Source organism: Patiriisocius sp. (genome assembly GCF_051252435.1).
Classification (GTDB): domain Bacteria; phylum Bacteroidota; class Bacteroidia; order Flavobacteriales; family Flavobacteriaceae; genus Patiriisocius.
Genome location: NZ_JBPOFW010000004.1, coordinates 161,691 through 175,343 on the forward strand (window position 1 = coordinate 161,691; position 13,653 = coordinate 175,343).

General features: G+C 35.9%; 13 protein-coding genes. 9 read left to right on the forward strand and 4 right to left on the reverse strand.

The features are described 5' to 3' along the window. Positions 1-733: 733 nt before the first annotated feature. Positions 734-1,633: a T9SS type A sorting domain-containing protein gene (locus ACSHW7_RS10310; protein WP_435679271.1), complete on the reverse strand. Its 900-nt coding sequence runs from the start codon at positions 1,631-1,633 to the stop codon at positions 734-736. A gap of 90 nt (positions 1,634-1,723) precedes the next feature. Between ACSHW7_RS10310 and ACSHW7_RS10315 the strand changes: the two genes are divergently transcribed. Further along, positions 1,724-3,532 carry a M14 family metallopeptidase gene (locus tag ACSHW7_RS10315; protein WP_435679272.1) on the forward strand — a complete coding sequence of 603 codons (1,809 nt, stop codon included), beginning with the start codon at positions 1,724-1,726 and terminating at the stop codon, positions 3,530-3,532. Here the strand turns inward: ACSHW7_RS10315 and ACSHW7_RS10320 are convergent. Beyond that, positions 3,500-4,123, reverse strand: a complete 624-nt coding sequence (locus ACSHW7_RS10320) for an NUDIX hydrolase (RefSeq protein WP_435679273.1) — start codon at positions 4,121-4,123, stop codon at positions 3,500-3,502. The two genes, ACSHW7_RS10315 and ACSHW7_RS10320, sit on opposite strands and share 33 nt — an antisense overlap. Positions 4,124-4,130: 7 nt before the next feature. Here ACSHW7_RS10320 and pyrE point away from each other — a divergent pair, with 7 nt between their 5' ends. Both pyrE and ACSHW7_RS10330 read left to right on the forward strand, forming a co-directional pair. Further along, positions 4,131-4,772, forward strand: a complete 642-nt coding sequence (gene pyrE / locus ACSHW7_RS10325; RefSeq protein ID WP_435679274.1) for an orotate phosphoribosyltransferase — start codon at positions 4,131-4,133, stop codon at positions 4,770-4,772. Between the two features lie 24 nt (positions 4,773-4,796). Next, positions 4,797-5,189 carry an SRPBCC family protein gene (locus ACSHW7_RS10330; RefSeq protein WP_435679275.1) on the forward strand — a complete coding sequence of 131 codons (393 nt, stop codon included), beginning with the start codon at positions 4,797-4,799 and terminating at the stop codon, positions 5,187-5,189. Here the strand turns inward: ACSHW7_RS10330 and ACSHW7_RS10335 are convergent. Then, positions 5,186-5,917, reverse strand: coding sequence for a biotin--[acetyl-CoA-carboxylase] ligase (locus ACSHW7_RS10335; RefSeq protein ID WP_435679276.1), 732 nt, complete (start codon positions 5,915-5,917; stop codon positions 5,186-5,188). The genes ACSHW7_RS10330 and ACSHW7_RS10335 overlap by 4 nt on opposite strands. 82 nt (positions 5,918-5,999) lie before the next feature. Here ACSHW7_RS10335 and rsfS point away from each other — a divergent pair, with 82 nt between their 5' ends. From rsfS to ACSHW7_RS10365, 6 genes are all read left to right on the forward strand, one after another. Further along, entirely contained in the window at positions 6,000-6,371 is a 372-nt protein-coding gene (rsfS, locus tag ACSHW7_RS10340) for a ribosome silencing factor (RefSeq protein WP_435679277.1), read from the forward strand. A 15-nt stretch (positions 6,372-6,386) separates the two neighbouring features. Further along, positions 6,387-8,363, forward strand: coding sequence for an ATP-dependent zinc metalloprotease FtsH (ftsH, locus tag ACSHW7_RS10345; protein WP_435679278.1), 1,977 nt, complete (start codon positions 6,387-6,389; stop codon positions 8,361-8,363). A gap of 131 nt (positions 8,364-8,494) precedes the next feature. Next, the gene (locus ACSHW7_RS10350) at positions 8,495-9,106 is read left to right on the forward strand and encodes an LUD domain-containing protein (RefSeq protein ID WP_435679279.1); all 612 of its coding nucleotides are present in this window, start codon (positions 8,495-8,497) and stop codon (positions 9,104-9,106) included. Between the two features lie 84 nt (positions 9,107-9,190). After that, positions 9,191-9,994, forward strand: a complete 804-nt coding sequence (locus tag ACSHW7_RS10355) for a phosphatidate cytidylyltransferase (protein ID WP_435679280.1) — start codon at positions 9,191-9,193, stop codon at positions 9,992-9,994. Continuing rightward, complete coding sequence (locus tag ACSHW7_RS10360; protein WP_435679281.1) at positions 9,984-10,634, forward strand: phosphatidylserine decarboxylase family protein; 651 nt, start codon at positions 9,984-9,986, stop codon at positions 10,632-10,634. Before ACSHW7_RS10355 ends, ACSHW7_RS10360 begins: the two co-directional genes overlap by 11 nt. Further along, the gene (locus ACSHW7_RS10365; RefSeq protein ID WP_435679282.1) at positions 10,631-10,900 is read left to right on the forward strand and encodes an acyl-CoA-binding protein; all 270 of its coding nucleotides are present in this window, start codon (positions 10,631-10,633) and stop codon (positions 10,898-10,900) included. Before ACSHW7_RS10360 ends, ACSHW7_RS10365 begins: the two co-directional genes overlap by 4 nt. A 54-nt stretch (positions 10,901-10,954) precedes the next feature. Here the strand turns inward: ACSHW7_RS10365 and ACSHW7_RS10370 are convergent, their stop codons facing one another. Then, on the reverse strand, positions 10,955-13,588 hold the full coding sequence (locus ACSHW7_RS10370; protein ID WP_435679283.1) for a valine--tRNA ligase: 2,634 nt from the start codon (positions 13,586-13,588) through the stop codon (positions 10,955-10,957). Positions 13,589-13,653: the final 65 nt, after the last annotated feature.

A 13,653-nucleotide genomic window follows, 5' to 3' on the forward strand; every position in this document is an offset into this window, starting at 1 on the left:
TCGTTTTAAGATATCCATTTTCCCCCTTTATTAATTCTATAAAGGGCTCAGCAATCAACAAGCAACAACCGTCCAATTCCGCAACCCCAAGTTATATAAGCTATCAGTATCTATCAAAAACGGTCTACTAGAATAGTTTGCAAACTACCTTACCAATTCCATCTTAAATCATCATTAGAACCATCAGGACAAACTACAGCGACGGACACCTAATAATTCGCCTGAAGGAAATCTTACTTAACAACCAACGGCGGAAGTGAAATCTATTACGAAATAATTTACCACGTCATCGTTTTGAGTAAAATAAAAACCACTTTGATTTTTTTGGAATCAACGATAAATCAATAATTCCCTCTCCAATAAATAACCGATTAGACGAAGTAACCCCGTTAATATCTTCATGAATGCAAAATGAAATACCATCTATAATTGGCTCTAATGTCGAATGTCTACTTGAAAATCCTTAAATTCAAAAGAACCAAATATAGCAGTAGTGTCAACTTGTAAATAATAAATATAAAATACTCCCGTATCATTTTCCCCTTTAGTCGAAATGACACTTACAGTATTATCATTGGGTCTTTAAACAAATATTGTGTGCGAGTTAATCGAGATTGAAAAACCAAAGAAAACATGTAAGTGAAAATAATTTTATGAATAAATGTTTACAAACTTTATATACAAAAAAAGCCTCAGCAAAATGCTGAGGCTTAATTATTTGATAAGGGTAAACTTATTTCTTAATCACTTTGTGAGTCAATGAACCTAAGTTAGTGTTCACGTTTAAGATATATACACCTGAAGCCAAAGCAGAAATATCAACTTGACCATTGCTAATTGTAGCGCCAGTATTCTTACCTAAAATGTCAACTAGTGTAGCACTTTCTATAGTTACGTTTGAAGGTACAGATACATTCAATACATCAGTTGCTGGGTTAGGGAAAATGTTAACGTTTTCAACCAAATTACTACCATTGCTAAGAACTTCATCAAAAGCCATTACGTTGAAAGATGGGAAAGATTCAGCAATAAGACCAGAGATGTTCGTCCAATCAGTTGCTCCAGCACCAAATAGGTCATCAGTGTCAATTAAATAAGGCTCTACATCGATAACATCTAAGCTACCTTGCCAGTTCCAACGAATGTCTCCAGCAGAGTCTCCAGCACCTACAGTTGCAACAGACATCCAGTAATCACCAGCTGGCAATACTACTTGACTTCCTACAGCAGCAGTTACATTAATTTTAATGTTAGTGTTTGCACCGTCATCAACAGTTAATTCAAATCCAGGGTCACCATTTGCAATCAAAGGTAAATCTACAAGACCTTCACCTGGAAAAGATGGGTTAGATGCAGGAACACCACCATCATCAGCGTAAATGAAAAATGCAACACCGTCTATAGTTGCACCTAAAGGTAATCCACTACTAGAAAATCCAATAAATTCAAAAGTTCCTAGAGTTGTTTCACTGTCAAGAGTTAATAAATCTGCACAGAAAACACCAGCGTCGTTACTACCGTTTGAAGTGATTAGCCCAGTAGTATTATCGTTTGGTCTGTTTGCAATCTCCACTTGTGCTACTGAAGAAATAGCGAAGCCTAATGCTACTGCTAAAAATGTAATTTTTTTCATAATTGAAATTTTTAAATTAATTAAAGTTTAATATTGTTGAACAAATATAAAAAAGGAATTATAATTACCAACTTATTCTAAATAAAATTTATGACAAAAGCGACTAAATACACAAATTCACTATCAATCATCATAAATATAGCATTATTATTAGGTTTTACAATAATCCATTACGGTTGTACCAATAATCATAGTCAGGAAAAAAAGAATCAAATTTCAACAGAAACACTTTTTGAAACATCAAATGGCACTGAAACGCCTACTTATAACGAGATAATTGATTTTCATAAAAACCTAGCAACGAATTACACAACTATTTCACTCATTGAATTGGACAATACAGATAGCGGTGAACCGCTTCATGTCATTATATATGACGCAAGTGACAGAACTTATAAAAACACCAATGAAGTATTTGACAAAAAAAACGACAGAAACATTTTGCTTATCAATAATGGTATACATCCGGGTGAGAGCGACGGGATAGATGCATCTATGTTATTAATACGTGATTTGGCAAATGGAAAAATAACAAGTCCGAAAAACACAATTATCGCGGTTATACCTGTATATAATATAGGTGGGGCGTTAAATAGAAATAGCACCTCCAGAACTAATCAAAATGGCCCACTTAACTACGGCTTTAGAGGAAACGCCCGCAATTATGACCTCAACAGGGATTTTATAAAAGCAGACACAAAGAACGCGAGAGCCTTCACAAAACTTTTTAGAAGTCTCGAACCCGAATTATTCATCGACAATCATGTGAGCAACGGTGCGGATTACCAATACACTTTAACACATCTTTTTACACAACATGACAAGCTGGGTGGCGAAATGGGTAATTATTTAAATCAAAAATTTATGCCGTTGTTAGAGGATTCACTTGCTCAAAAAGAATGGGACATCACACCTTATGTAAACGTCTTCAACAAAACCCCTGAGACTGGTTTCTCTCAATTCATGGATTCGCCGAGATATTCCACAGGCTACACTACACTCTACAATACGCTTGGAATGATGGTAGAAACGCACATGCTAAAACCATATAAACAAAGAGTAGAAGGCACTTATGAACTCATGAAAAGCTTTATTGAAATAGCAGACGCAGACGCTACCAACATTAAAAAATTGCATCAAAACGCAAAAACTCAATTCAAAGAAAATGACAACTACCCTATTCAATGGGCAATTGACAGCACAAATATCACAACGCTGGATTTTAAAGGATACGAAGGCAGCATGATTGCTAGCAACATCACAGGGAAAGAACGTCTCAAATTTGACCGTAGCAAACCATTTACTAAAAAAGTAGATTATTATAACAATTTCAAACCGTCAAAAGAAGTGACAATTCCGTCACACTATATAGTGCCTAAAGGATACTGGAATGTTTTAGAATTGCTGAAATTAAACAGAATTAAAATTTCCGAAGTAAAAAATGATACAACACTTACTGCAGAAATATATCACATCAAAGATTTTGAAACATACAAAAATCCTTATGAAGGCCACTATCCACATTACAACACCGAAACTTCTACCACAACCGAAAAAATCACTGTCTCCAAAGGAGATTTCATCATTTCAACAAACCAAGAAGGTATTCGTTATTTATTGGAAACATTAGAGCCCAGCGCGATAGATTCATTTTTCAATTGGAATTTTTTCGATACTATTTTACAGCAAAAAGAAGGTTTTTCTCCCTACGTTTGGGAAGATAAAGCCGAAACGTTACTACAGGAAAACTCTTCGCTTAAAGCCAAATTCGATTCAATTAAAAAAGCAGATTCAAACTTTGCAAATAACTGGTATGCGCAATTAGATTGGTTGCACAAACATTCACCAAATTATGAGAAAGCACATTTAAGATTTCCTATCGTTAGGGTGCGTCGTTAAGTACTCTTTGGGGAAAAGTAATTTAATATTTTCGTAAGATTCCGTGAGGGCTTTTTGGGATTTTTCAAAGTTTTTCCACTTTGCTTTTTTAATGCCCTCGTTTGTTTCTGGCACTAAATCACCTGTGTAATCGCTGAACATTTCGTACCAATATGTTATTTTTAATTTAAACTTATCGTTCCGCTTAAAAATATGATACGTTTTTGTGATAAACTTTCTCACTACCAAATCCTGCACGCCTGTTTCCTCCATGGTTTCTCGTACAGCGCCTTCTTGGTGACTTTCGCCTTTTTCAATTTTACCTTTAGGGAGGTCCCATTTACCATTTCGGCGTATAAAAAGGATTTCTTTTTTTTGATTAAAAACCATAGCACCACCAGCCTCAACAACTGGTAATTTTTTCCGCAGAAAACGCTCTAACTTTTCCTCATTTTTATGATAGAGGTTAACATATAGTAGGTTCCCTTCGTTGATTTCGGTAATCAATTTTTTAAACTTTACCATCTTTAACGGGATGGTAGTGTATTGCTTTCCAATCTTTTTTTCAGTAGATAAAATAATTGGTATGTCGTTGACGAAAACTTTATACATTTGTACTATGATTTTAAACAAAGAGACAGCGCAGAAAACTGCCGAATTACTTTTGCAAATTAATGCAATAAAATTACAACCACAAGAACCTTTTACATGGGCTTCTGGATGGAAATCACCTATTTATTGCGATAATAGGATAACTCTTTCATTTCCAGGAATACGCAATTATTTAAGAGAACAACTTGCAAAACAAATTGAAGAAAAATATGGCAAGCCTGACATTATTGCTGGTGTAGCTACCGGTGCAATAGGTATTGGAATACTTGTTGCCGACTATTTGAATGTTCCTTTTTGTTACGTTCGTCCTGAAGCTAAAAAACACGGGAGACAAAATAAAATTGAAGGGCTTGTTAGCGAAAATCAAACCGTTGTAATTGTCGAAGATTTAATTAGCACTGGTAAAAGCAGCCTTCTTGCTGTAGAAGCACTGGAAGAAGTAAACTTGAACATTAAAGGTATGTTTGCTATTTTCTCGTACGGCTTTGATATTGCCAAAGAAAATTTTGAAAAAGCAAACGTTGAACTCAATACATTGAGCAACTATGAGCATTTATTGATAAATGCTGAAAAAACTAAATACATAGCTTCAAAAGAAGCTGAACTTCTGGGACAATGGCGTGAAAACCCAAGTACTTGGATGCAATAAAATCGTAAAAAATAGAATTATTTCATGGAACTGAATAGCAAGAAAGTAATAGTAAATAAAAGCGCAGCAGACCTTTGTGCCTACTTGAGCGATGTTAAAAACTTTGAAAACTTAATGCCAGAAAACATAAGTAAATTTGAAGTAATAAGAGAAGATGCTTTTATTTTTGCCCTAAAAGGAATGCCAGAAATCGCACTTGAAGTCAAGGAAGTTGAATCTCCAAACAAAATTACATTGGGCGCCATTAGTGATAAAATTCCGTTTACGCTCGAGGGGCATATTGATGCCATTGACGACAAAACTTCAAATGCTGAGCTCATTTTTAAAGGTGAATTTAACGCAATGATGGCGATGATGGTCAAAGGGCCTATCACAAAATTTATTGACACCCTTACAACAAATCTTACAACTATTTAATGAAGTAATTTTATTTCTTTTAAGCCGAAATGTAACAAAGATTCATTCTCGGTTTCCACGATTAACAAACCGTTTTTCGTTACACCTTTGATGATACCGTTAAATTTTAGCCCATCCATATTTTCAAATACCGAAACTTTACCCAACTTGTATAAATGTGCGTGATATTGCTGATGCAGTTCATCAAATTTATACGATTGTAGTAGTTGTAGTTGTTTTAAAATTTCCGAAGTGAGCATACTCAAAACGCTATCTCTGTCAAAATTTTGTCCACTTGCTAAAAAAAGCGATGTTGCATTGGGTAGATTTTCAAATTGAACTTCATTTACGTTGAGCCCAACTCCAATAATCACATCTTTAATATTCTCTTTTTTGATACTTGTCTCTATAAGAATTCCACAGCATTTTTTTCCTTCTGCCATAATGTCGTTTGGCCATTTTATTTTAATTTTTGGTATTCCCAAAGATTTCAGCACAGAATAAACACCTAAAGAAACCGCCATTGAAATGTAAAATTGGTATTTCAAGTCAACATTTTCAAACTGCTTATATATACTGAATGTCAAACTATTAGTGGGTTGAGATTGCCAAGAGTTTGTATGCTGTCCTCTTCCCTTTGTTTGATTTAGAGTGACGACAACCGTTTCGTCGCTCAAATTAGTTGACGACCGCAACTCCTTGACATAGGTATTTGTGGATGGGATGGCATTAAGTTTGATTAACTTCACTTAAATTTATTAGTTTATATAGTGACTGCAAAGTAAGTAAACAAACAAAAAAGTAATAACTTTGTAGAAATAAAAAAAGTGAATGTCAAAGAAAGAAAAAGATACAGATGCGCTCATCACAAATATTATAAGAGGCATTGAAGAAGTGAAAGGACAAGACATTGAAATTCTTGACCTTAGAGAGATTGAAAACACAGTTACAGACTATTTTATTATTTGCAACGGTACTTCAAACACACAAGTAAACGCAATTGTAGGCTCTATTCAAAAAACGGTGAGCAAGGCAATCAAAGAAAAAGCTTGGCATATTGAAGGTAGCGAAAATAGCGAGTGGATACTCATGGATTATGTACACGTCGTTGTACATGTTTTTCAAAAACACATTAGAGAATTTTATGATATTGAGGGCCTTTGGGGCGATGCAAAATCAGTTAAAATTCAAACTACACACTAAAACCTATACGCCCACATGGCTGAAGATAAAAAAAGTCCAAAAGAAAACAAAGGTAAAAAACCAGATATGAAGAAGCCTAAATTCAGTCCTTACTGGATCTATGGAAGCATATTTTTAATTTTTATTGCCATACAACTTTCAGGAGGTAGCAACTGGACACAACCCAAAAAGACTACCCAAGCCGAATTTGAAACATACCTAAAAGATGGTGATGTTGAAAAGGTTGAAATTGTAAACAAAAAAGTAGCGCAAGTGTATCTTACACCAGAAGCGCTAACTGAAGAGAAGCACGTAAAAAACAAAAACAAAGGTTTTATGGCGAAAGCCGGAGACCCTACGTACCAGTTTGAATTTGGTGATCTTCAAAATTTTGAAAATAATTTTCAACAAATCAAAGAGCAAAACAATCTTGATACTACAATGGTTTGGCAAACAGAGTCAAATATTTGGGGTGAGGTAATTATTGGTTTTCTTCCATTTATCGTCATCATTGCCATTTGGATTTTCATTATGCGTCGTATGTCTGGTGGCGGTGGCGGTGGTGCCGGAGGACAAATCTTCAATATTGGAAAGTCAAAAGCTAAATTATTTGACGAGAAGATTGATGTAAAAACATCTTTTAAAGATGTTGCTGGTCTTGAAGGTGCAAAAGAAGAGGTACAAGAAATTGTTGATTTCCTCAAAAACCCAGAAAAATATACTTCTTTAGGTGGTAAAATACCTAAAGGCGCCTTGCTTGTTGGACCTCCAGGAACTGGTAAAACGTTGCTTGCTCGTGCCGTAGCAGGAGAAGCAAAAGTTCCTTTTTATTCTCTTTCAGGTTCAGACTTTGTTGAAATGTTTGTTGGTGTTGGTGCATCCAGAGTACGTGATTTATTCAAGCAAGCAAAAGAAAAGTCTCCAGCCATTATTTTTATAGATGAAATTGATGCTATTGGGCGTGCCCGTGGTAAAAGTAATTTCTCCGGTTCAAATGATGAACGTGAAAACACATTAAACCAACTCTTAACAGAAATGGACGGTTTTGGTACGGGAACAAATGTAATTGTTATAGCAGCTACCAACCGTGCAGATGTTCTTGACAAAGCATTAATGCGTGCTGGTCGTTTTGACAGACAGATTTATGTTGATTTACCAGATGTAAGAGAACGTAAAGAAATTTTTGAAGTTCACTTACGTCCCTTAAAAAAGGAAGAAGGACTAGATACAAGTTTCCTTTCAAAACAGACTCCTGGTTTTTCTGGAGCTGACATTGCCAATGTTTGTAATGAAGCTGCATTAATCGCTGCCCGTAAAGAGAAAAAAGCAGTTGGTAAACAAGATTTCTTGGACGCAGTTGATAGAATTGTAGGTGGATTAGAAAAGAAAAACAAAATAATCACTCCCGGAGAAAAAGAAGCCATTGCTTATCACGAAGCTGGCCACGCGACTGTAAGTTGGATGTTAGAACATGCCGCTCCCCTAGTGAAAGTGACTATCGTCCCTAGAGGACAATCCTTAGGTGCTGCTTGGTATTTACCCGAAGAACGCCTTATTGTTCGTCCAGAACAAATGCTCGACGAAATGTGCGCAACGCTTGGCGGAAGAGCTGCTGAAAAGGTAATATTCAATAAAATTTCGACAGGCGCATTGAGTGATTTAGAAAAAGTGACCAAACAAGCTCGTGCTATGGTTACCATTTATGGACTCAATGAAAAAGTTGGTAATTTGACATATTACGATTCTAGTGGTCAAAATGAGTATAATTTCAGCAAACCATATAGTGAGAAAACTGCTGAGTTGATTGACAAAGAAATTTCTAATTTAATTGAAACTCAATATCAGCGTGCTATTGAACTTTTAGAAGAACACAAAGATAAATTGACCGAACTCGCCAAAGTTTTACTGGACAAGGAAGTTATTTTTAAAGACAATCTTCAAACTATTTTTGGCAAAAGACCATTTCACAAAGAAGAATTGGAAGATGAAGTTGAAGATATAAAAACCACTTAATCTTGAGCTGACTAATATTGAAACAATACAGTAAATAAGACACAAGCAAAGTTTACATAGATAGCCTTTTTCTCTGTCATTATTTTTCTATCTTTGAGATTAATCGATGTATAACTCCTCAAATTTGACAAATGAGTCTGTTTAAAAGACTTTTAAATCCTAAAAAGCACTCTGAAGACAAAGCAAGAGCTTTGGAAAAAGGGGAGCATGGAAAATATTACCCTGAGGACAAATTACCCATCGATGAAAAATTCACCTATAATTTCAAAAAGAATGGAGGTAAATTTCTTTATTGTGAAAATGATGCTGAAATTTCCGAAGCCTTTGATAACATTTTAGCTGAAAACGATTGGTATGAAAAAGACACCTTTTGTATTAATCCACTTTTGACTTCAAAATTTGATGGCTATAATTTAAATTTCATTAAAAAAACCAGCGCTGCTTTTTTTCTATCTACATGCGAATCTCTAGTCGCAAATAATGGTTCGATTCTTCTGTCCTCTAACCAAATGAAAGAGAAAAAATTAGACGAGCTACCCACTAATATAATTATATACGCAACAACAAGCCAATTTGTTGAGAATATTAGTGAAGGTCTTCGTCAAATTAAAAATGCTGGGGGCAAGTTTATACCAACAAATATCACTACAATTCAAGACTTTGAAACGAATAAAGAAAAGGATTTTATGACCTACGGAAGTAGTACAAAAAACTTATATTTGCTCTTGTTGGAGGACTTATAAAAAAGTAACAAGTCACGCTATTTCCAAACCATTCAAAAAGCAAATAGCATTTCCATCTGAAGTAAGAACCGACTAAAACCACAGATGAAAGAAGTTATTGTGCGCTCCATTTCTGGCGCCTTATACATATTGATAGTCTTATTTTCTATGTATACCTCGCGAGAATGGTTTATGGCTCTCTTTTTTGTTTTTGCAATTCTCGTTCTTCGCGAATTTTTACGCCTTGTTCATCTCACAAGTTATCTAGCCTTTGCACTTCTAGCTGCAGCAATGTACTTTTTAAGCTATAATGTGTTTGACGAAAATGCGGTCCACCTCTATTTAATTTTATCTTCATTCGTTTGTCTTTTTTTATTGAAGGATGTACTCTGGACGAGCAAAATCCCCATGTTTGAAAAGAAAAAGTACATTACCACCATTTTCTATATTATTAGTGGCTTTGTATTCCTAACGCTCATTCCATTTTACGAAGGTGTTTTTATGCCTAAAATTATAGTTGGTGTTTTCATTTTAATTTGGTCGAACGACACCTTTGCTTATGTGATAGGTAAAAATTTCGGTAAGCATAAATTGCTGGAACGTATTTCACCTAAGAAAACCGTCGAAGGATTTTTGGGCGGAATGGCTGGCGCGTTATTAGCTGGTTTTATTATCTTTAAAACGATGGGCATCTTTAAATTACCTATCTGGTTTGTGCTCGCGTTAATTGCATCTGTCTTTGGTACTATTGGAGATTTAATACAATCAAAATTTAAACGACAAGCAGGCGTAAAAGACAGTGGCATGTTGATGCCCGGGCACGGAGGATTATACGATAGACTGGATAGTATTATATATGCCAGTCCATTTATTTATGCATTTTTAGAAATTGTACATTATGTTTCATAAAGAAGGTCACAAAATTATTTTAATTACACTCTTTCTTGTAGTAGGTGTGAGTCTGGCGACAGATTATTTCATTACAAATCAATATCTAAGAGGTGGACTTCTCATTCTCGCGGTCGTGTTTCTAGTTTTGATTTTGCAATTCTTTAGAAATCCTAAAAGGAATTTTATCATTAACGACGAACAAGTTTTATCTCCCGTGGACGGAAAAGTGGTGGTAATAGAAGAAGTTTTTGAAAAAGAATTCTTTAATGAAAAACGTTTGCAAGTTTCGATATTTATGTCGCCTTTAAACGTGCACGTAACAAGATATCCCGTGGGCGGAGAAGTCATTTTGAGCAAATACCATCCAGGTAAATTTCTCGTAGCCTGGCACCCTAAATCTTCCGAAGAAAATGAACGCACCACTGTAGTCGTAAAAAATAAGTACTTCGGAAATGTATTGCACCGTCAAATTGCCGGAGCCCTCGCAAAAAGAATTGTAAACTATGCAAAAGAAGGTACAAATATATCCCAAGCGAGTGACAGCGGATTTATAAAATTTGGCTCCCGTGTGGATGTATTTTTGCCTTTAGGCACTAAACTTGACGTTACACTCAACCAAAAAGTAAAAGGTGGTATCACCGTTATGGCATCAAAATGACGAGCGAAGAAATTGACATAGAGTTTACCAAATCTGTCGCATTAGTGAACACTCACAATGACCCATTCCCGGCTGATGTGCTTTTAAAACTGTATGCATATTTTAAGATTGCCACGAATGCACCTTACAAGCCGAGCGACAGCAAAGAACCTTTGATTACGGCATTTAAAACAAATGCGCTTTTCCAAACCAAACACTTGACCGAAGACCAGGCAAAACTATTATATGTAGAGACCGCAACTCATTATTTTCTCTACCGAAAATAAAAAAATCCATTAAAACTGATCTTTTAATGGATTTAAAATTTAATAATTGAACGTTTAGCTCAAACTCGCTAATGAAGCTTTAATAGTTTCAATTTTTGCTATTGCGTCTGCTTCTTTTTTCTTCTCGTTCGCAACAACTTGCTCGGGCGCTCCACTCACAAATTTTTCATTTTTAAGTTTCCCTTGAACGCTGCGCAGGAAACCTTCGGTGTATTTTAATTCCTCTTTAAGTTTTTCAATTTCGGCTTCCACATCAATCGCGCCTTCCATGGGGATAAAATATTCGTTTGACTTTACTCTAAACGTTAGCGCGCCATCCAATGCTTCGGAAATATAATTTAATTCTGAAATATTAACCAATTTTGAAATAATCCTATCAAATTGCGCATCCATCCTTTCAGCATTGATTACCGAAACTTCAATTGCGTCTTTAAAAGCGATATTTTTCTCTTTCCGAACGGTACGAATTCTTGAAACTACCTCAGCGGCAAATTCAAAATTTTTGATTAGGTTTTCATTTATTGGTTCAGCTTTAGGCCAGGTGTTGATACACAAGGCTTCTTTTGGAGTTCGGTTTTTTATGTTGTGCCAAATTTCCTCAGTCAAGAAAGGCATAAATGGGTGTACAATTCTCAAATTATCTTCAAACAATGCCATTACTTCGTTGTAAGTTTTCGCATCAATTGGAGCTTGGTATGCTGGTTTAATAATTTCTAACAACCAACCACAAAACTCATCCATAATCAACTTATACGTTGTCATCAACGCATCACTAATACGGTATTTGCTGTAATGATCATCCATTTCAACAAGTGCTTTTTGCAACTTGCTCTTGTACCATTCAATTCCAATTCTAGAAGACTCCGGCTGCGGTATCGTCGCGTCAACTTCCCACATTTGTGTCAATGAAAAAGCACTCTGTAATTTTTTACTGAAACCTTTTCCTTGATTACAAAGAGCTTCGTCAAACATTAAATCGTTTCCAGCGGGTGCACTCAATAGCAACCCAACGCGAACCCCATCTGCACTGTAATCTTTAATAAGTTGTAGTGCGTCTGGAGAATTACCTAACGACTTACTCATTTTACGACGTTGCTTGTCGCGAACGAGTCCTGTTAAATACACATTTTTAAATGGTCGTTTCCCTGTATATTCATATCCAGCAATAATCATTCTAGCTACCCAGAAAAACAAAATATCGGGTCCTGTAACCAAATCGTTTGTTGGATAATAATAGTTGAACTCTTTGTTGTCTGGATTGTTCAACCCACCAAATACACTCATTGGCCATAGCCATGATGAAAACCAAGTATCAAGCGCATCTGCATCCTGACGTAAATCTTCGGTTGTCAAGGCGTTGTTTTTTGCTTTTGTTTTCGCCAGTTTTAAAGCTTCATGTATGGTTTCAGCTACCACGAAGTCCTCTTTTCCGTCGCCATAAAAGAACGCTGGAATTTGCTGCCCCCACCATAATTGTCGTGAAATATTCCAATCACGAATATTTGTCATCCAATGACGATAGGTGTTTTCAAACTTTTTAGGGTGCAATACAACATCGCCATCTTCCAAAACCGCTTTTATAGCTGGTTTTACAAGTTCTTCCATTTTTAAGAACCATTGATCGCTCAATCTAGGTTCGATAACCGCTTTTGTGCGCTCACTCGTCCCCACTTTATTCATGTGCTGCTCCGTTTTAATCAAAGCGCCATTTTGTTCTAATTCTTTTGCTACCTCCTTGCGTGCCACGAACCTATCTTTGCCTTCGTAGTGCAAGCCAAAGCTATTCAAACTCGCGTCATCATTAAAGATATCGATAACCTCTAGTTTGTGCTTGTCGCCTAGCATTTTATCATTTTCATCGTGGGCTGGAGTCACTTTTAAACAACCAGTTCCAAACTCAAGATCAACATATTCATCTTCAATGATAGGAATCACACGATTACAAATTGGAACAATTGCATTTTTACCTTTTAGATGAGTAAAACGTTCATCCGCAGGGTTGATACATATAGCGGTATCTCCAAATATGGTCTCGGGTCTTGTGGTTGCTATAGTTAAGACATCATCACTTCCTTCAATTTTATAATTAATAAAATAGAGATTTCCTTGCTGTTCTATGTGATTTACCTCTTCATCACTCAAAGTTGTCTTTGCTTCTGGATCCCAATTTACCATGCGGTAACCGCGGTAAATTAGTCCTTTATTATATAGGTCTACAAAACTTTTGATTACCTGTTGCGACATATCTGGATCGAGCGTGAATTTTGTTCGCTCCCAATCACAAGATGCCCCAAGTTTTTTTAATTGTTCAAGGATAACGCCACCGTATTCTTCGGTCCACTCCCAAGCATGTTTTAAAAACTCTTCACGAGTTAAATCTGCTTTGTCAATTCCCTGCTCTTTTAACTTCGCAACAACTTTTGCCTCGGTAGCAATGGATGCGTGGTCAGTACCTGGAACCCAGCACGCGTTAAAACCCTTTAAACGTGCTCGACGAATCAAAACATCTTGTATTGTATTGTTCAACATGTGACCCATGTGAAGTACTCCTGTTACATTTGGTGGTGGAATAACAATTGTATAAGGCTCTCTTTCGTCAACTTCACTATGAAAATAGTTATGCTTCATCCAGTAAGCATACCATTTATCCTCAATCTCTTCTGCATTATATGTTGTTCCTAAAGCCATTTTGGTATCATTTTTGAAATAAGATTGCAAAAGTAGGGATAAGTAAACGACTTTTAAAGTGAATA